Consider the following 17,222-nt stretch of genomic DNA (forward strand, 5'->3'; position numbering starts at 1 on the left):
GATAGTATTTTCTTGGCGTACCATAATTTTTTTCTACCTTTTAAAGTAATTGTGAATCTACTATGAAAACGTCTAAGCATTTTTTTAGTTTAGAAGGTATCGACGGTTCGGGCAAAACGACCCAGATCGATATGCTGATTGATGCGCTCACCAAGGAAGGCTACTCCGTGGTGAAGCTGCGCGAACCGGGCGGCGCGAAGATTTCGGAACGCGTGCGCGAGATTCTTTTGGATACGAGTTTCAAGGGAATCATGAGCGACAAGACCGAGCTTTTGTTGTATAATGCAGCACGCGCCCAAGTGATTGCCGAAATTATTCAGCCCGCGCTTGATGCCGGCAAGATCGTGATTGCCGATCGCTTTGCCTGGAGCACTTTTGCCTACCAGGGTTATGCCCGCGGCTTGGGCGCAGACCTTGTGCAGCGCCTGACCGAGATCACTTGCGACGGTTGCTTTCCGGAGCTCACCGTGGTGCTTGACATTGATGTGCAGCGGGGACGCGCGCGCACCGCGAAGCGGGGCGAGGCACCCGATCGACTGGAGAGCGAGAAGGCCGAATTTTTCGAGAGGGTGCGCAAGGGGTACCTTGCCGCGGCCCGCGACTACAGCGACTGTGTTGCGGCTATCGATGCCGACCGCAGTCCCGATGCCGTATTCGCCGACTTGTATAAGCTTGTAAAGGCTAGACTCTAGAAAAATCGTTGAAGTATAACTTGAAAGGCCTGCAATTGAATTGCGGGCTTTTTATTTCTATCTTTGGCGGTATGGATAGAGCACGCCGCCGTAAATTTGGTCAGAACTTTCTGGATGTACCTACCGCGCAGATGATTGCGAGCGATTTGCCTGCGAATGCGGGCGACTGGGTGCTTGAAATCGGCCCTGGGCACGGCGCCTTGACGGAGCACTTGATTGAGCGCGCCGTGGAACTCACTGCCGTCGAAATCGACGAGCAGTGCGTGGAATTTTTGCAAGAAAAATTCCAGGGCCGCGAAAACTTCCATATCGAAAACATTGATTTTCTGAAGTTTGATTTGCAGGCGTTTTTAGATGCCCACGAAAAGCCCTGGGTCACGGGAAACTTGCCGTACAATGTGTCTACGGCGATTATCGCGGGCCTGATGCCGAAACTGCATTTGACCAAGGGCTTCATGGGAATGGTGCAGCTCGAAGTCGCCGAGCGCATTTGCGCAAGCCCCTGCAGCAGCAATTATGGGAGCCTCTCGGTTCTGGTGTCCGCCTACGCCGACACGCAGATTCTCCGCAAGATTGGCCCCGAGCATTTTACGCCGCGCCCCAATGTAGATAGCGCCACCATGCTCCTTACGCCCAAGGCCGATGCGCTCGCGGCCCCCGAGGGATTCTTCGACTTTGTGCGCGCCGCCTTCACCCAAAAGCGAAAAACCCTTGCCAACTCGTTCGGCCGCGCTTACGACAAAAAGAAAATCCAGGAAGCAATCGAGCTTCTGGATTATCCGACAACCGTTCGCGCCGAAGAACTTTCGCCCGCCCAGTTCCTTGAATTCTACAAGGTGATTGTGGGCGAGCAGGCTTAATTAGCCGAGTTCATCGCAATAATCATCGCAGCCTTCAGGCTCTTCGCCGCTGCCGGCGAGCAAGCAAGCCTGAGCTTCGAAATCGACGATTTCCATTTTCGGTGCTTCGTATTCTTTCTTTTCCATAGTCTCTAATCCCCCGGTGATTATTTCTGAATATTGGTGTTGCCGATGAACATGCCCTTGTTTTGGGGCTTGCTGTTCAATTTGCGACCCTTGAGGTCGTACCAGCCGTTTACCTTGACCATTTCGCCCGTGACTGTATTCCAGCGGGCAAGGCGGGTGGTACCATCTTCTTCGACAAGCGTCACGTCGATTGTTTCGGGCAGTTCAACGATCGATTCAACGGACTTGGCGAGAGGAGTTTGACCTCTGTATTTAAGGTAGGCGCGCATGGGCGGAATATAGGCGCCAGCGCCCACTTTGGTGAAGTGGCCGGCTTGAACTTTGTTCTTGTCCTTGGCGGCGTAACCGTAGACCTTGCCCAAGTCGGCATGGTCCTTGTCCCAGCGGATAAAATTGTAAGAGCCTTCGAGAGCCCAGTCATTGGCGCCACTCTTGGGATTATGAAGTTCGCGTTCCAATTGGGCTTGAGTATGTTCGTTAACGACTTGCAAGCTGCTTGCTGTAAATTCGATTTCCTTGATGTCCTGGCATTCTTTGCGCTGGGTATCGGTAATCATGAGCAAGGCTCTGTTTGCGACACCATTACCTGCTGCGTTCGAAGCGAAAACATTCCACACGCCTTCGTCATTGGTAGTAAAAGCGTAAGGGTCGTAAAGTTTGATGCAAGAACTTTTCGGCGAATAGTTCATGGGGAGTACGATGGTCGAATTTGTGGCCAGTTTTGTACTGCGTTCCACGACAAGATTGAATTCACCATTGTTGACGTATCCATTTACGCAATTCTTGTTTTCTTCCGAAATCTGGACTTTTGCATTTTCGTCGTTGACCGATTCCAAGTACAATGTGTTGTTGGATTCGTAGTAAGCTCCGCCCGGGAACTCGCAAGATGCCTTTTCACTCGGCCTTTCGGCCCAAACAGTAGAAACAAGGCAAGATAATGCCGCAATGGTAGTGGCAGTAAGAACTTTTCCGTTCATGATTCCTCCAAATTTTTTTGGCGGAACGCAATGTAGAAAAATGAGGCTTGAACAGAAGTTTTATTTATATTACATGTAAAATAAAAAAACAAGACAAATTACTTTGCCTTGTTTTGCTAAACCTTGAACGGAGGCTTATATACTAGCCGAGTTCGTCGCAGTAGTCACCACCATCGCAGCTTTCGGGTTCTTCGCCGCTGCCGGCGAGCAAGCAAGCCTGTGCTTCGAAATCCACGATTTCCATTTCCGGTGCTTTGTATTCTTTCTTTTCCATAACCAACCTTTAATAATTACTTTTGAACCTTGGTGTTGCCGATGAACATGCCCTTGTTTTGGGGCTTGCTGTTCAGCTTGCGACCCTTGAGGTCGTACCAGCCGTTTACCTTTACGATTTCGCCCGTGGCCATGTTCCAGCGCGCAAGGCGGGTAGTGCCATTATTCTTGTCGATGAGCTTTACGCCAATCGTTTCGGGCAGTTCGGCGGCATCGGATTCAGTAGACTTTTGAAGAGCCTTGTCGCCTTTGTAAATCAGGTAAGCGCGCAGCGGCGGAACAAAGGCGCCTGCACCGACTTTGGTGAACTGGCCGGCTTTGACTTCGCCCTTGTTCTTGGCGGCATAACCATAAACGGTACCCAGGTCGGCGTGATCCTTGTCCCAGCGGATAAAGCTGTAAGAGCCGCGCATAAGCCAGTCGCCCTGATTGCTGATTTCGCTTCTTAATGTAAGCTCGACGGAGGTCTGCGTAGAAACGCTCACGCCGGTAGCCGTGAATTCAATTTCCTTGATACCCTGGCATTCATCTTTACTAATATCGGTAATCATCAGCATGGGCCTGTGGGCGGTACCGTCGGCAATGTCATGCTTTTCGGCGGAAATCCACATGCCGTTTTCGTCTTTGCCGTAGCTGAGGGGTTCGTACAGGTCGACGCATTCGTTTGCGGACTGGTAGTTTACCGGCAAGGTGATGGTAGAGTTTGCTGCCAGAGCCGTGCTGCGTTCAACAATGACTTTGAAGTTGCCGCTTCTACTGTTGCTGATGCAATTCGCGGCATCGTTATCGACTTCGACTTTTGCGTTTTCGTCGTTGATCGATTCCAGATACAGGGTGTTGTTGGACTTGAAGAATGCCCCACCCACAAAACTGCAAGTCGGATCGCCTTCGGGTCTTGCGGCCCAGGCGCTAGAAATTAAACTAGAAACAACTACTATAGTAGCAGTAGAAAGAACTTTGTTATTCATATTTCCTCCAAATTAATTTGGCGCGCCCAAATATAGAAAAATATTCTTAATTTCAACTTTTATTTTTATTACATCCGAAATGAAAGTTTGGATAAAAAAAACAGCCGGGATAGTCCGGTTGCTCTCTTTAATGATGTTTGAAACAAATTATTTACAATTGAAGCCTTGCAGCTCAAGCCCGGCGCGCATTTCGCCGTAGGTCGAAGTACGCTTCATGTCCATCGCCTTCATGAATCGGCAATCGTTGTCGATATGAATTTGCAAGCCCGTGAGGGTGGTGGTGACTTCGCCCTTGCCGCTTGCGCGCATTCTTGCGATAATGTCTTCGCGGTGGTCTTCCATTTCGGGCGGAATGAATACGTCGGTCACGATGTCGACATTCTTGATTTCGGCGTCGCCGAATTCGAACGAGATAGTCACCAGGTTCTTGAGGCCGTTAAACTGTCCGTTGACCTTGCAAACAAGGTTTTTCGGCGAATTCTTGGATTTCTTGGTGTTTTTGGCGGTGCTCTTCTTGGGCGTATACTGCATGGCGGCAAAGATTTCTTCTTCTTTGACGACGCCCACGAGGCGGTTCACGATTTTGCCGTCTTTAATCAGGAAGAACGTGGGGAATGCCTGAATGGGGAGTGTTGCCTTGATTTTGTCGATGCCCGGTTCGTCGATACCTACCGAGGCGACCTTGATGTCGCTATAGTTTTTAGCGATACCGATGAGTGTGGGAATCATGACGAGGCAGGGCGGGCAGCTGGTCGAAGAAATTTCGAGGATGACCGGCGTTTTGGATTTCATGATTTCTTTTTCGAAATTACTGTCGTTCACCTTGACGATTTTGATGTCGTCTGCAGCGTTTGCGGTGGTGAAGGCGCCTGCAGCAAGAATTGCGGCTGCGGCAAAAGTCGCGATGTGTTTCAGGATGTTCATGACAATAAAATAGCAAATTGCTTGAGTGATAGAAAAAAGCTATTGCGCTTCAATGGCTTCGACGACTTTGATGTCGGCGGGCAGCCAGTCGACGGAATGCAGTTCTGCAGGGGCGAGCCATTTGGCCGCCTCGTGCTCCAAAAGTTCTGGCGCCTTGCCGTCGGCAATCGTGCAAAAGTAGCAGTGCATGGTCAGGTGGAAGGCGGGGTAGTCGTGTTCCACGGTGCAAAGAAATTTACCCACGTTCACTTGGATGGCGAGTTCCTCTTTGAGTTCGCGCTCGAGTGCCTGTTGCGGGGTTTCGCCGCTTTCCATTTTGCCGCCAGGGAACTCCCAGAACCCCTTGTGCTCGCCGTAGCCGCGTTGCGTAGCAAAAATCTTGTCGCCATCTTGAATGATTCCTGCTACAACTTCGATATGTTTCATGAAGCCAAATTTATGTAAAATTTTTACGGGAGAGGTCTTGAACAGCCTTTTTTGGTTATTTTATATCTAGTATGAAAAGGTTTTTGTGGATTCTTGCAATTTCATTATTGCTTTTTGCATGCGGTGACGATTCATCGTCCGGTTCTTCTGAACAAGTTGAACCTCTAACTCCGCAGGAGCAAATTGACGATACTACTACAACGTCGCCAGTGGGGGATACTTCAGACAGTTTTACTGATCCACGTGATGGTAAAACCTACAAGACCGTTACCATGGGCAAGCTGACATGGATGGCCGAAAACCTGAACTATTCTGACGAAAAGATTGGTCAAGGTGATGAGAGATACACTTGGGCCGAAGCGCAAATTGCATGTCCCGATGGATGGCATTTGTCGGATTTTGATGAATGGGTAGCAATAGATGACTGGGTGAGGAAGCATTTTTGGGCAGATTCGTTGGAAGAAAAATGTCCTAATTGGGCCTTAAAATCTACAACTGGTTGGGATAATGATACTATTGATGGTGAGATTATTGTTGGTAATGGAGGAAATACCGTGGGGCTTAATTTAAAGCCTATGGGAATTTGTGAAGGTTCTGAATGTCGTTATTTGGGTCGCATTGCTGCATTTTGGATTCAAATGATCGATTCACAAGATGAACTTGGCGATTTGTACTTTTTCCATATATCTACGTCTGGTTATAATAGCAGCATTGAACGTGACGCAAGGTTGAATGTCCGCTGCGTAAATGATAAGAATACCGTATACGAATCGCTAAGTAAGTGTACCCGTGAAAGAGAAGGAGTCGTTGCAAAAGTGGGTTCAGAGTATTATAAATGCAAAGACCTGGTTTGGGTGACTCCGACGCTAAAAGAAAAACTTGATTTTGCACTAGGCGAATGCAACTCGGCTAATGCGAATAAGCGTTACCCGTTACAGGATTCTGTTTTTATGTGTGCTGTATGGAATGGAGGTTCCGATTATAGATGGAACTACACTCCAGAAGATTCTGCATTTATAGAATGCGCCGCTAAAGGTGACACGCTGTGCGAAGTTGGAGTAGCGAAAGATTTGTATGTAATGAAGAATGGATATTGGAAAAAAGCATACGTGTCGGATGTTTTTGGGGATTGTACCGAAGATCGGATAGGAGAGATTGTGAAGCTCGGTAGGGTAGATTACATTTGCCGAGAAAGTTGGGATATGGCTAATAGCATTGAAGTTGAGTTTGGCGCTTGTGACGATTCAAAACTGTACGATACGCTCAATTTAGGTGCTAAATATATTTGCGTGGATCACAGTTGGCGCCTTGCGACAAGAATAGATAATGAGCTTGGCTTTTGCTTTGATGATGGTGCGGTTGGAGAATATGATGGCCACAAATACATATGTGATGCAAAAGATCACAAATGGTATTACGAGATGATTGATGAACGTGATGGGCAGAAATACAAGGCCATATGGGTAGAATTTGAGTGGGATGCCGACGAACTCGTGATGGCTGAAGATCTCAAGTTTGGCGGCGACAGCTTGTATACTTGGGCCGATGCTCAGACGGCTTGCCCTGATGGATGGCATATCCCTTCGGATGCTTTTGTGCGAAAGCTGAGAAATGCGATTCTCAACAACAAAGACCTTACAATCTCGACTCGCACATTGATGTCGCAATCAGGTTGGAAAGTTAACGGGTCTAATTGGTCGGGCATGAATTTGCAGCCTAATGCAATTGATACGATAAAATCGTATGTGTATGACGGAGTGAAGGATACTAGTTATTATGTCCATGATAACTATAAATTGAATTCCTGGTTCTGGTTATCGGACGAAGAAGGAAGTTATGCAGGAATTCAAGAAAGGGTTGATGAAAACGGCGAAGAAGATTATGTGATGTTCGGACTTGACATTAGTGATTTTGATACTCCCGTAGAAAAAGCCACAGTCCGTTGCATCAAGGAATAAATAAGGCGGCCATCGGGCCGCCCATAATATTATTTAGTATAGTTTTTGATTATTCATCATCATCTTCGAATTCGTCGTGAGTTAGCCAATAGGATTGGTAACGCTTTTCGTAATCCGGGTCGGTGATCGGGAAGTCTTCCGGGTGGTTTAGGCAAGAATCCAATAGAGCCTTGATATCATGAAGAGATTTCTCGTAGAGTGAGTCATATAATTGATTGTAAAGTTTTTTCTGCTCGTTATATGCATTTAGGGTTTCTGTATAAACGGCGTATTCGTTTTTAGGGTGAACGGTGCCATCGCTACATTCGATTTCTGTAGCAATAGAATCTGTGCTTATGGCGTCGTCTGTATCGTTAAACCACTGATAATATTCATAAACGTAAATGGAGTCAATCATTTCTATGAGACAGTAAGGCATGCTGTCGGGATACCATCCGTAGCCGGTTCTTTCGTAGTGGAGTTGAGCAACTGTATCCTTAAGAAAGGGGAAAAAAGTTTTTTTATATGCCATATAGGGCGCTTTTTGCATGGCATACGATTGAGGATTATTTACAATCATCATGTCGAAGTTCTCTTTGGGAATCCACTTTGAATCGTGACATGAATATTCGGTGGTGTCCACGGAATCCGTTTCGATTATAGAAGTGACTTCGGCTGAATCTTCTGGTATTGCAGGCGTGATTTCAACGGGGACTGTAGCGGAAGTTTCTGCCGGTGCTGCAGGGGTGCTTTCGGAACTGTCCCCGCAGTTTACCATGAACAATGCTGCGGCAAAAAACAAGGCTGTTTTGAACATTGTCATATTCATGGTTTATTCCTCGGTTTCCTCAGCTTCTTCCGACTGATCAATGCAGGAATCCAACTGCTTTTGGAGTTCTGCTAACCTTTTTTCGTATAACTGGCTGTATGCCTCGTTGAAGATGACGAGATTCTTTTCGTATGATTCCAGGTCTTTTTGGTAGTTAAGGTATTCCTCGTTGGCGTATGTTGTGCCGTCGTCGCATACGAATTTTGTCGCGATAGAATCGTTAAAGAAGGCCATGGGACCGTACAAAAAGACAGGAGCTTCAAGTGTATCGAGCATATCTTGAAGACATTTCGGAGGTTCTAGGTAATTATATATCAAGCCTCCGTCTATTTCATCATAAATGTCCATTTGTGCATTGCGGTCGGCGTTCCTTGTTGCGGCCTTGACAGGATCGTCAATTAGATCTGAGTTCAAGGACCTCTTTTGAATTTTTTCGGCTTCGTGGCATTGCGAAGATGTGTTGGAAACGCTGTCAACCTTGTCGGTTTCGTTGCGTTGTAAGGAGTCGCTAGGCGCATTTTGCGTCGTAGAGTCGCTTGGAATATTGGTTCCCGGAGCTACGGTCGGGCTGCTAGAATTAGCGTCATCGCCGCAGCTTGCCCAGAAGAGAGCCGTAGATGCGAGAAAGAGTCTTTGCAGGTGCTTGCGGATATTCATGAGCACGTCCTCCTTTTTGTGCTTTGGGAAACCCTACCATGAAATATACATTTTTTACCCCAAAGACCAGCTTGTATACACTTGAATCCACTTGGTAGAGGGCTTGAGATTCCCAAGAGCCCGCAATAAGTCTATATTCATTGTAAAGAGGTTACGCAATGAATAAATCGGTTCTCAAGTTTGCAATTCTCGGTTGTGGGCATATTGCGACCAAGATGGCGGCAGCTGTCAAGGCGCTCGAAAGTCGCGGTATGGGGGTAGAGGCGTATGCGGTGGCATCGCGTACTTTAGAAAAGGCCCAGAAGTTTGCGGCGGATTACGGATTCAAGTGCGCGTACGGTAGCTACGCAGAACTCGCACAAGATTCGCAAGTCGACCTGATTTACATTGCGACTCCGCATTCCGAACATTTTAACGACATAATGCTTTGCCTTGAGCACGGCAGGAACTTGCTTGTCGAAAAGGCGTTTACGGCGAATGCGCTGCTTGCCTCGCAGGCGATTGCCCTTGCCGAAGAAAAGGGAACCTTCCTTTGCGAGGCCATGTGGACGCGCTTTTTGCCGGCGGTGCAAATGGTGCGTGACTGGATTTTGGCCGGGAATATTGGCCGCGTTCATGGCGTGGAGGCGGAATTCTCGATGCCGCTTTCGCATATCGAACGCTTGCGTAACCCATCCCTTGCGGGCGGTGCGCTTCTGGACTTGGGCATTTACAGTTTGACTTTTGCAGACTTGTTCTTGACAGACCCCGAAATCGGCGGGCAAGGCAACCATATCGTTCAGACGAGGAGCGCCTGCGTCAAGTTCCATACGGGCGTCGATGCCACGGACTGGATCGATTTGAATTATTCGAACGGCCAGGTGGCGCACCTCAAGACGTCTATGGTGGCGCCGCTCAAGAACGACGGCACGATTTTTGGCACGGAAGGATTCATTCGCGTGCAGAACTTGAACGACATGGTCGAAATCCAGCGCTTTGATGTCGCGGGCGCGCTTGTGGAGTCGGTGACTCCGCCGCGTATTGAAAACTGCTACGAGTACGAGGTGCTTGGCTGCAAGGCGGCGCTCGAGAAGGGCCTTAAGGAATGTCCCGAGATGCCGCATGCAAAGACCATGCAGATGATGACGCAGATGGACAAACTCCGCGAAAGCTGGGGCGTATCTTACCCGTTCGAACAGAGCCCGGGCGAAGTCTGGGATCGTTCTGGCAACAAGTCGTTCTTGCAGGTTTACGATATCGAAACGGGCAAGACGACGTTGCTCAAGGAATTTGACAAGGTGATCGAGGCGCCGAACTGGAGTGCCGACGGAAAGTTCCTGACATATAACAGCGAAGGCCGAATCTACAAGTACGAACTCGAGGGCGGCTCGATTACCGAAGTGCCGAGCTATTTTGTGGACAACTGCAATAACGACCACGTGCTCGCTTCTGACGGTTCGGGCCTTTATGTAAGCCACCACACCAAAGAAGACGGCCTTTCTCGCATTTACAAGGTTTACTTTGATGGCCGCGAGCCGGAACTGGTGACGCCTCTTGCGCCGAGTTACCTGCACGGCATTACGACTGACGGCAAGACGCTTGCCTACTGCGCCGAACGCAATGGCGAATACGACATTTACACCATACCTGCCGCGGGCGGTAACGAGACGCGGCTTACAAGCGCCCTCGGGCTAAACGACGGCCCGGAATACGACTGCGACGGCGAATACATCTGGTTTAATTCGGTGCGCACGGGGCGTATGCAGGCCTGGCGCATGAAGGCTGACGGTTCCGAGCAGACGCAAATGACCGACGACCCGCATTGGAATACTTGGTTCCCGCATATTTCGCCGGACCGCAAGAAGGTGGTCATGATCGCATATCACGAAAGTGATGTGCGCCCGGGCGACCATGTTCCGAATAAAGATGTCGAAATCCGCCTGATGACAGGCAGCGATGCAAGCGGCTGGAGCAAGCCGCGCACGTTGTTGAAATTGTTCGGCGGTCAGGGCACGATTAACGTGAATTCCTGGGCGCCCGATAGCCAGAGGTTCGCTTTTGTGAGCTACGCCTTGGAATAAACAATCCGCTAGTCTATAATTTCTTGCTGGCCTTGGCGCGTTCTGCCTTTACGGTTTGTACCGCTGCCTTGAGCGCATCCTTTTTGGCCTGTTCTTCTTCGGGAGTGGGCTTCGTATCTTCCAAAAGGCGGTCGGCCCATTCGTCCCAGAAACGGCAGCGTTCGCCTTCGAGTTTCATCTTGGCAAACTTGACCGGTTCGGTTTCGACGGCAAGCGTTACGACCGATTCCTTGTAGGCCTGCGGAAGGCCTGCCACGTGCGCCATGCGCTGCTTGAGTTCGGCCACGGTAGCATCCAGAATATCGACTTCGAAACGGCGTTCTATGTAGCGGCGGGTAATGAACCCGAGGGCCATAAAGTAGTCGCCCTGGTTGCCTTCGGCGAGGTAATTCTTTTGGCGGAGTTCCTTGAGCGCAAGTACCGCTTCTTCGTACGGCGGGAGCCTGGGAGCGGCACCTGCTTTTGCAAACTTTTTATGCAGGAACCAGCCGAGGAACACGAGCAGCGCGACCCCCACCACAATCAGCACGATGTAGAGCCATTGCGGCAGACGCGGGTCGTCGAGCGGGTCTTCGACTTCCAGGATGTCTTCTTCTTCGCCGGTGGTGCGGGTAGAAACCTTGACGGCCACGGGGTCGGTGCTTGTCTTGACGGTATCGCTACCGACGACGGCGCTCACTTGCTGCGGGGCAATCAGGAAGTCGCCGCTCACGAAGGTGTTGAGCGTTGCATTCCACACGAACTTGGCGGTACCCTTGGGCATGCCCTCGGTCACCTTTTCGTTCTTCATTTCCTTGACTTCGAAACTGCCGAGGTTTCCGACAAAGCTCGGCAAGTCGACGATTGCGTTTTCGGGGGCCACCACCTGGATTTCGTAATTGAACATGTCGCCCACGAACACCTGGGCGTTATCGACGTTCGCCTTGACCGATACGTCGAAGGCGAGGGCGCTTGTGGCACAAAATGCGATTGCGGTAAAAAGAATTGCGAGAGAGCTAAAAAGTCGAGACATATAAACCTCTGTGCTCAAGAATATACAAATTTTGGGGTATGCGGGGCAACTTGGGCGGGATGTTTATCTATATTCCCAAGGCTTATGTCTTGGCGAAAAATATGCAAGCTGGTGTTCGTAATGGTGCTGTTTGGCGTCGCGTTCGCCGTTGCCGCCGAAACCGCCGACAGCTCGGCAGTCAAGAAAGATTCCGTTGCCGTGGCCGATAGCACTGGGCTCAAGACTTCGCGCGAGGGCGTGTTTTCGATTGCCGCTTTGTTGTTGCCGCATAATTCGCTCAGGAATTCAGAGACCTTGCACAACTGGCCATTCTTCGCGTTTGCGGCGCCCGCGTACACGTACCATTTTAAGGTGCAACAGGATTTCGGCAAACTGCTGAGCTTTAAGGGCCTGGCGGCAGGCGATGTGAACTTTGCCGGGGTTGGCCTAAAATTGGATGCCGCAATCGAGTTGATGCACTTGCTGGAACTGGGTGCCGAGGCGAATACGGGGACGGCGCTGAACTATGGCAAAACCGTGACATTCATGGGCGTGTACGATACTGAAAAAAGGAACTACCGGCAAGATGTCATGTTTACGGAGTACGCATACGGCGTGCGTTACCATTCGGCGCTCACTATACCGTTGCTTGCGTTTTTGCCCAAGAGCGATTGGACCAAGATTATTTTGAAGGGAACGGCGGAATTCAAGTATTCTGCGTATACAGGCGCCGAAGATAAAGAGGTTTGGAAGGCCGGCAACGAAAACACGGTGAACGGATTCAAGTACAAGTACGGCGGCACGCTGATTTACATGATGCCGTTCGAGCGCGTGCCTATGGCCATGCTTTCGGTGAATGCGAGCGGCTTCAAGCACGAATATGATTTTGACAAGGCGTACAAGGATTACAATCCGGGATTCATAACGGTGAGTATAACTCCGATGGCCTCGATTAAGGTAAGCGAAAAATGGAACGGCATGCTCATGGCGTCTGTCTCGCGCGACCGCAAGTTCGAAAATCGCCGCTACCCGACCACCGAAGAATTGCTGCAAAAGCAGGTGGGGAGTGAATGGGACTTGCGCACGGTCATGTTTGTCATGAGCCGGAAATTCTAGATTCACGTCATTGCGAGTCCCTGAAAGGGGCGAAGCAATCTTTAGCCTTTTTTTAAATTTTAGAAATGGAAATGCCTGCTGTTGCGGGCTTGACGGAAGAACATGAACATTGCTTTAATTATATACTTGGCATTTTTGATTGCGATTGCGGTGCGCAGTGCGTGGCGCGTAAAGGACATTCCCGATTTTTTCGTGGCGCGCAAAGGGGCGTCGGCGAAGGCGGTAGCCGGTAGCCTGGTTGCAACGATTCTTGGCGGGTCGGCCGTGATTGGCGCCGTCGATAGCGGCGCAAAGCTCGGCGGGGCCGCGAGCTGGTTCATGCTGGTGGGTGCGCTTGGCCTGTTTGCGTTGATTCCGATTGCGGGCCGTGCCTACGAGCATGGCAAATATTCCTTGCCGGATTTGGTCGAGAACCTGTACGGCAAGGGCCCGCGCCTGGTGGCGACCATTGTGATTCCGGTTGCCTGGACAGGCATTGTGGCGGCCCAGATTATTGCCGCGGCAAAACTGCTCATGACTTTTACCTCGATGCCGTACACGACGGCCGCAATCGTTTCGGCGGTCGTGTTTACGGGGTACACGCTCGCGGGCGGCCAGCTTTCGATTTTGCGTACTGACTTTTTGCAGGCATGCCTGATCATTGTCGGGCTCTTGCTGCTGGCGGGCTTTGCAAAGTTTGGTGGCGGTGAGCTCGGCAGCATGTTGGCAAGCGCTACGACCAGTGTAGCGCCCAAGTTCCCGTTCAACGCGAACTTTACGCCGCTCGACTTGTTCCTTCTGATTCTCACCTATGGTACCACGTATACGGCAGGCCCCGATATTTATAGCCGCATGTTCTGCGCGAAGGATGCGGCGACTGCCAAGAAGGCGATCGGCATGGCCGCATGCGTCTTGATTCCTGTGGCATTCGTGATCGGGTTCCTGGCGGTTTATGGTGTGAACTTTGCTCACGTGCAGGGCGCCCGCATTACGGCGATTGCAGATGCTGTGCTTCCGTCGGCGCTTTTGCCGGTGTTTGCGCTTGCGCTTTTGAGTGTGGTGCTGAGCAGTGCCGACACCACGCTTTTGAGCAGTTCCATTATCATTAACGGATTGTGCCGCAAGCCTTCGCTATTTCAGGCCCGTATCATCATCTTGCTGAACGGAATCGTGGCACTCCTGCTTGCGCTTGTGTTTACCGATATTATCGGCACGCTCTTGTTGGCGCTTGCGGTTTATGCAGGGGCGTTTACGGTGCCCATTCTATGGGGACTTTTAGGGTTTAAGGCAAAGCCCAAGTTTGTGGGGACTGCCATTGTGGCAGGTGGAATCTTGGCGCTCGCTGGTAAACTGTGTCCGGCGTTACCGGGTTCGCTTGGCCAGCATACCGGGGATATCCTGATGATTGCCGCGTTCGTGGTGAACGGCGTGATTCTTGTGCTGGGGCGCCGTCCTCGCGTGAATTAGTCCGCCTTAATTTCTTTGTTCAAAATCTTTTGACTGCGAATGGCGACAGTCGGGTGTTCGCGGTAAACCACTGCGAACAATTTCGTATACGGGATTTCGCTTTCGGCGAGGTTTCGCATGGCCGCCTTGGCGACTTTTTTGCCGAGTTTTTCGAAGGCGTAGCGGTCGGCTTCATATTCCTGGTGCCAGCAGTACAGGTGGAACACAATGCGGAACGGAATGGCCGCCAGGTGTAACCACAGCACAGATTCCACAAGCGACATGCCGTGGCTTGCAAGCAAGAAGGCGAACAGCCACACGGCCAATAGCAACAGGGCCACTTTAGCGAGGTTCCGCAAAATGCCGTGACGCAATTCCTTGTGGCCTTCTTCGTGCTTTTTCACGAATTCGTTTTCGGCCGGTTCCTTCTTGTTTTCGGGCAGCGGCACGATATCGTTCAATAGCGGGACCAGGCGCAACAAGGCAAAGATTCCGCCGCGCAATTGAGTAAGCCTGCGTTCGCGAATTTCGAGCACAAGGCGTGCCAAGAATTCAACGGCAAGCAATAGGGCGAGAATCAGCGTGGCAGAACTCATCTTTGCTATTCGGGCTTGTTCGTTTTGACAATGGAATTCAGGCGGCGCAACTTTTCTTCGACGCGGGCTTTTTCCCATTCGGTGAATCCCTTGTCGATCGGGTGCGCGTCATCGTAGTCGTCAAAAATTTGGCGGCCGCGTTCGTTGTCCTTGTCGAGCCCGTGAGTCACGCGTTCGTACCAGTCCTTTTCAAGCTGGCGGTAACGCTTGAGCAAATCGTCGAACGTTTCGGGCAAGGCTACCACGCGCATCACGTCCTTGTTCGCGTCGTTGGTGGCCATGCGGCGCAGTTCCTTTACGGGTTGCGCCTGCAGGTTTGCATCGTTTACAACCAGGGTGATAATCTGCTCGAGCGCGTAGCGTTCCATGTATTCCTGGTACGTCTTGATCGCCTGCTGGCGAATGCGTTCGCGCATAAAGTTTTCGCCGAGGCCGTCGATGTGTTCCTTGGTGTAAATGTCGCGGATAGCGCTCACTTGCAGGCGCTGGTAGGCGTCGAAAACATAGCGCACGGTTTCGGGGCTAAAGATGCTGTAGAAGGTGGCGGGTACAATGCCCTTGCCGCGCAGCGAATACTTGTAGAGGTTGCGGTCAAGCGCGTAGGCGTTGCGGGCGTAGTTCCAACCGGGTACGATTTCGTTCAGGCGAGGAGCCACTCCCACCAGTTGCGGGTCACCCGGGCGAATCAGCGAGAACGGGAATTTGACGCGCTGCGGGAGCGTGGTAAGTCCTGTCGCAATCAAGGTGAATGGCGATTCGCGGTAGTTCGCGGGGAACTTGATATTCACGCCGAGGCCAAAGAACATTCCCTGGCCGGGCATGACTTCTTGGTCGGGCATGCGGCCGGTGTGGTTGCTGCCCACGTTTGCGCCGTAGCCCAGGTTTCCGCAGCCTTCGGGCCAAAGGGCCGCAATCAAGAGCGAGTGGTGGTGCATCTGGGTCATGGGGCCCACGTAAGAGCTGTTGACTTCGCCTTCTTCGATGTGGCAGCACGGCGCGATAATCGAAGACTTCACGATTGCCTTGCAGGCGACTGTGGTGCGGCTCATGAGTACAGAACCCTGCACCTCGGCACCGGTGTGAATGGTGACCGACTTTTGCACGTTCGAATTTTCGAGAATCACGGAATCGTAAACGTGGCTCGGTTCTTCGAGCGAAGAAAGCACCACGGAATTGCGGATTTTCTCGGCACCTTCGATGCGTGCGTGCGCGCCGATCCAGCTGTTACGAATAATGTTTGTATTGCAGACCACGGCGCCCTTGCCCACGACGCCGAACGGGAACGCAGTCTCTTCGCGGTAGGCCTTGAGCTGTTCGTCGAAGGCTGCTGCGACTTCGGGGTCAGGCTTGTGGAACAGCTGTGCTTCTACAAGTTCCATGGTAATTTCGGGGAACACGGCGACTTTACGGCCGCCCATTTCGTTGCCCACGTGCATGGAATTCCCGATCATGTAGCTGATTTTTCCGCTACTGATAATGGAGCCCACGTTCTGGATAACCGCGCTGCTGCGAACCAGAATGTTGCTGAGCATGGCCACCTTATGGACCAATGCGTTTTCGATAAAGCAATTGTGTACAAGGCTGTCGTAAATGCCTGTAGGGAACGACACGTCGCCCGGCAATAAAAGCGTTCCGAAAAATTTAGGCAGGTAGACTTCGCCCATGAACGACGAACGGATAATGCGGTTTGCGTCGAAGTCAGATTCGACCATGACCTTGTCCCAGGATTCGGAGCGGTTACCGTTTTTTTCGAGAATCTGGATTTCGTCTTCGGTCAGGTGGCGGTATTTTGCGGTTCCTGCCCTGATTCCCTTGAAATTTTCGACGGAGGTCGCCAAAATGCTGTTCTTGAGCACTTTTTTCAATTTTAACAATCGCTGCATGTCGTAAAAATAGCCTAAATTTGAGTCGATGATGAAAGAGCTGCTCTATAATTTGATACGAAAACACAAGTATAATATCTCGATTTATACCGAAGAGATCTTTGAAAGACGTTGTCAAGAAGAAATTATCCGCAGCGACGAGGATAACAGCTCGTTTGTATATCTGGAATTTGATTTTGAAACATTGAAAAAGGAATTACCCGACGAGGGCGATTTCACGCAGTTCTGGAATTCCATTTTTGCCGTATTGAGCAGTGGTAGCCGCGGAAGCGACATTATCGGGTTCCTGGAACACGAATCGGGAATCGGCATGCTTTTGCTCGATTCCAAACTCGATGGCTGGTTGCGCGTGAAGGGCCGTATCGAACAGAAGGCCGACGCTGACAACAATGGTAAAATCAAGGCCATTTTGGATAATGTCATTAAGCCGATCCTTTACCCGGCTTGCATTCAGAACGCGCCCACGCCGGCGGCTGTGTAGT

At 50.8% G+C, this 17,222-nt stretch carries 18 protein-coding genes and 1 pseudogene; 8 read left to right on the plus strand and 11 right to left on the minus strand.

Translation table 11 applies throughout. The features are described from left to right. Nucleotides 1-62: 62 nt before the first annotated feature. Entirely contained in the window at nt 63-692 is a 630-nt protein-coding gene (gene tmk / locus B7988_RS11995) for a dTMP kinase (RefSeq protein ID WP_088658097.1), read from the plus strand. Nucleotides 693-763: 71 nt separating this feature from the next. Beyond that, the gene (rsmA, locus tag B7988_RS12000) at nt 764-1,552 is read left to right on the plus strand and encodes a 16S rRNA (adenine(1518)-N(6)/adenine(1519)-N(6))-dimethyltransferase RsmA (RefSeq protein WP_088658130.1); all 789 of its coding nucleotides are present in this window, start codon (nt 764-766) and stop codon (nt 1,550-1,552) included. On the opposite strand, the gene B7988_RS15410 is transcribed toward rsmA, so the two are convergent. From B7988_RS15410 to B7988_RS12020, 6 genes are all read right to left on the minus strand, one after another. After that, a complete protein-coding gene (locus B7988_RS15410) occupies nt 1,553-1,678 on the minus strand; it encodes a hypothetical protein (RefSeq protein WP_255406461.1) in 126 nt (41 codons plus the stop codon). Nucleotides 1,679-1,698: 20 nt separating this feature from the next. Continuing rightward, nucleotides 1,699-2,655, minus strand: coding sequence for a hypothetical protein (locus B7988_RS12005; RefSeq protein WP_088658098.1), 957 nt, complete (start codon nt 2,653-2,655; stop codon nt 1,699-1,701). Between the two features lie 142 nt (nt 2,656-2,797). Beyond that, complete coding sequence (locus B7988_RS15415; RefSeq protein WP_283160536.1) at nt 2,798-2,929, minus strand: hypothetical protein; 132 nt, start codon at nt 2,927-2,929, stop codon at nt 2,798-2,800. 16 nt (nt 2,930-2,945) lie between these two features. Further along, nucleotides 2,946-3,896, minus strand: a complete 951-nt coding sequence (locus tag B7988_RS12010) for a hypothetical protein (RefSeq protein ID WP_141225658.1) — start codon at nt 3,894-3,896, stop codon at nt 2,946-2,948. Between the two features lie 147 nt (nt 3,897-4,043). Further along, entirely contained in the window at nt 4,044-4,820 is a 777-nt protein-coding gene (locus B7988_RS12015; protein ID WP_073323524.1) for a thioredoxin family protein, read from the minus strand. 39 nt (nt 4,821-4,859) lie between these two features. Next, the gene (locus B7988_RS12020; protein WP_088658100.1) at nt 4,860-5,246 is read right to left on the minus strand and encodes a (deoxy)nucleoside triphosphate pyrophosphohydrolase; all 387 of its coding nucleotides are present in this window, start codon (nt 5,244-5,246) and stop codon (nt 4,860-4,862) included. Nucleotides 5,247-5,317: 71 nt separating this feature from the next. Here B7988_RS12020 and B7988_RS12025 point away from each other — a divergent pair, with 71 nt between their 5' ends. Next, entirely contained in the window at nt 5,318-7,204 is a 1,887-nt protein-coding gene (locus tag B7988_RS12025) for an FISUMP domain-containing protein (protein WP_088658101.1), read from the plus strand. A 49-nt stretch (nt 7,205-7,253) separates the two neighbouring features. Here the strand turns inward: B7988_RS12025 and B7988_RS12030 are convergent, their stop codons facing one another. Both B7988_RS12030 and B7988_RS12035 read right to left on the minus strand, forming a co-directional pair. After that, nucleotides 7,254-8,012, minus strand: a complete 759-nt coding sequence (locus tag B7988_RS12030) for a hypothetical protein (protein ID WP_088658102.1) — start codon at nt 8,010-8,012, stop codon at nt 7,254-7,256. A 3-nt stretch (nt 8,013-8,015) separates the two neighbouring features. Further along, complete coding sequence (locus B7988_RS12035) at nt 8,016-8,669, minus strand: hypothetical protein (RefSeq protein WP_088658103.1); 654 nt, start codon at nt 8,667-8,669, stop codon at nt 8,016-8,018. 158 nt (nt 8,670-8,827) lie between these two features. Between B7988_RS12035 and B7988_RS15480 the strand changes: the two are divergent. Together B7988_RS15480 and B7988_RS15485 are read left to right on the plus strand one after the other, a co-directional pair. Continuing rightward, nucleotides 8,828-9,187: pseudogene (locus tag B7988_RS15480) on the plus strand (Gfo/Idh/MocA family oxidoreductase); the annotation flags it as partial. Between the two features lie 612 nt (nt 9,188-9,799). Beyond that, nucleotides 9,800-10,729 carry a transporter gene (locus B7988_RS15485; protein ID WP_349291501.1) on the plus strand — a complete coding sequence of 310 codons (930 nt, stop codon included), beginning with the start codon at nt 9,800-9,802 and terminating at the stop codon, nt 10,727-10,729. A 13-nt stretch (nt 10,730-10,742) separates the two neighbouring features. Here B7988_RS15485 and B7988_RS12045 read toward each other — a convergent pair whose 3' ends face one another. Then, nucleotides 10,743-11,741, minus strand: coding sequence for a hypothetical protein (locus B7988_RS12045; RefSeq protein ID WP_249268989.1), 999 nt, complete (start codon nt 11,739-11,741; stop codon nt 10,743-10,745). 84 nt (nt 11,742-11,825) lie between these two features. Here B7988_RS12045 and B7988_RS12050 point away from each other — a divergent pair, with 84 nt between their 5' ends. Together B7988_RS12050 and B7988_RS12055 are read left to right on the plus strand one after the other, a co-directional pair. Beyond that, the gene (locus B7988_RS12050) at nt 11,826-12,836 is read left to right on the plus strand and encodes a hypothetical protein (protein ID WP_141225659.1); all 1,011 of its coding nucleotides are present in this window, start codon (nt 11,826-11,828) and stop codon (nt 12,834-12,836) included. Between the two features lie 102 nt (nt 12,837-12,938). Beyond that, nucleotides 12,939-14,282 carry a hypothetical protein gene (locus tag B7988_RS12055; RefSeq protein WP_088658106.1) on the plus strand — a complete coding sequence of 448 codons (1,344 nt, stop codon included), beginning with the start codon at nt 12,939-12,941 and terminating at the stop codon, nt 14,280-14,282. Here B7988_RS12055 and B7988_RS12060 read toward each other — a convergent pair. Further along, on the minus strand, nt 14,279-14,857 hold the full coding sequence (locus B7988_RS12060) for a M48 family metalloprotease (protein ID WP_088658107.1): 579 nt from the start codon (nt 14,855-14,857) through the stop codon (nt 14,279-14,281). The genes B7988_RS12055 and B7988_RS12060 overlap by 4 nt on opposite strands. A gap of 5 nt (nt 14,858-14,862) precedes the next feature. Continuing rightward, nucleotides 14,863-16,740 carry a DUF4954 family protein gene (locus tag B7988_RS12065; protein WP_088658108.1) on the minus strand — a complete coding sequence of 626 codons (1,878 nt, stop codon included), beginning with the start codon at nt 16,738-16,740 and terminating at the stop codon, nt 14,863-14,865. A gap of 28 nt (nt 16,741-16,768) precedes the next feature. Here B7988_RS12065 and B7988_RS12070 point away from each other — a divergent pair, with 28 nt between their 5' ends. Further along, on the plus strand, nt 16,769-17,221 hold the full coding sequence (locus B7988_RS12070; protein WP_088658109.1) for a hypothetical protein: 453 nt from the start codon (nt 16,769-16,771) through the stop codon (nt 17,219-17,221). Nucleotide 17,222 lies beyond the last annotated feature (1 nt).

The organism is Fibrobacter sp. UWB1 (assembly GCF_002210325.1).
GTDB lineage: Bacteria > Fibrobacterota > Fibrobacteria > Fibrobacterales > Fibrobacteraceae > Fibrobacter.

Coding starts and splice junctions, on each gene's coding strand:
- tmk (WP_088658097.1), top strand. CDS start 63: ATGAAAACGTCTAAGCATTTTTTTAGTTTAGAAGGTATCGACGGTTCG.
- rsmA (WP_088658130.1), top strand. CDS start 764: ATGGATAGAGCACGCCGCCGTAAATTTGGTCAGAACTTTCTGGATGTA.
- B7988_RS15410 (WP_255406461.1), bottom strand. CDS start 1,678: ATGGAAAAGAAAGAATACGAAGCACCGAAAATGGAAATCGTCGATTTC.
- B7988_RS12005 (WP_088658098.1), bottom strand. CDS start 2,655: ATGAACGGAAAAGTTCTTACTGCCACTACCATTGCGGCATTATCTTGC.
- B7988_RS15415 (WP_283160536.1), bottom strand. CDS start 2,929: ATGGAAAAGAAAGAATACAAAGCACCGGAAATGGAAATCGTGGATTTC.
- B7988_RS12010 (WP_141225658.1), bottom strand. CDS start 3,896: ATGAATAACAAAGTTCTTTCTACTGCTACTATAGTAGTTGTTTCTAGT.
- B7988_RS12015 (WP_073323524.1), bottom strand. CDS start 4,820: ATGAACATCCTGAAACACATCGCGACTTTTGCCGCAGCCGCAATTCTT.
- B7988_RS12020 (WP_088658100.1), bottom strand. CDS start 5,246: ATGAAACATATCGAAGTTGTAGCAGGAATCATTCAAGATGGCGACAAG.
- B7988_RS12025 (WP_088658101.1), top strand. CDS start 5,318: ATGAAAAGGTTTTTGTGGATTCTTGCAATTTCATTATTGCTTTTTGCA.
- B7988_RS12030 (WP_088658102.1), bottom strand. CDS start 8,012: ATGAATATGACAATGTTCAAAACAGCCTTGTTTTTTGCCGCAGCATTG.
- B7988_RS12035 (WP_088658103.1), bottom strand. CDS start 8,669: ATGAATATCCGCAAGCACCTGCAAAGACTCTTTCTCGCATCTACGGCT.
- B7988_RS15485 (WP_349291501.1), top strand. CDS start 9,800: ATGGACAAACTCCGCGAAAGCTGGGGCGTATCTTACCCGTTCGAACAG.
- B7988_RS12045 (WP_249268989.1), bottom strand. CDS start 11,741: ATGTCTCGACTTTTTAGCTCTCTCGCAATTCTTTTTACCGCAATCGCA.
- B7988_RS12050 (WP_141225659.1), top strand. CDS start 11,826: ATGTCTTGGCGAAAAATATGCAAGCTGGTGTTCGTAATGGTGCTGTTT.
- B7988_RS12055 (WP_088658106.1), top strand. CDS start 12,939: ATGAACATTGCTTTAATTATATACTTGGCATTTTTGATTGCGATTGCG.
- B7988_RS12060 (WP_088658107.1), bottom strand. CDS start 14,857: ATGAGTTCTGCCACGCTGATTCTCGCCCTATTGCTTGCCGTTGAATTC.
- B7988_RS12065 (WP_088658108.1), bottom strand. CDS start 16,740: ATGCAGCGATTGTTAAAATTGAAAAAAGTGCTCAAGAACAGCATTTTG.
- B7988_RS12070 (WP_088658109.1), top strand. CDS start 16,769: ATGATGAAAGAGCTGCTCTATAATTTGATACGAAAACACAAGTATAAT.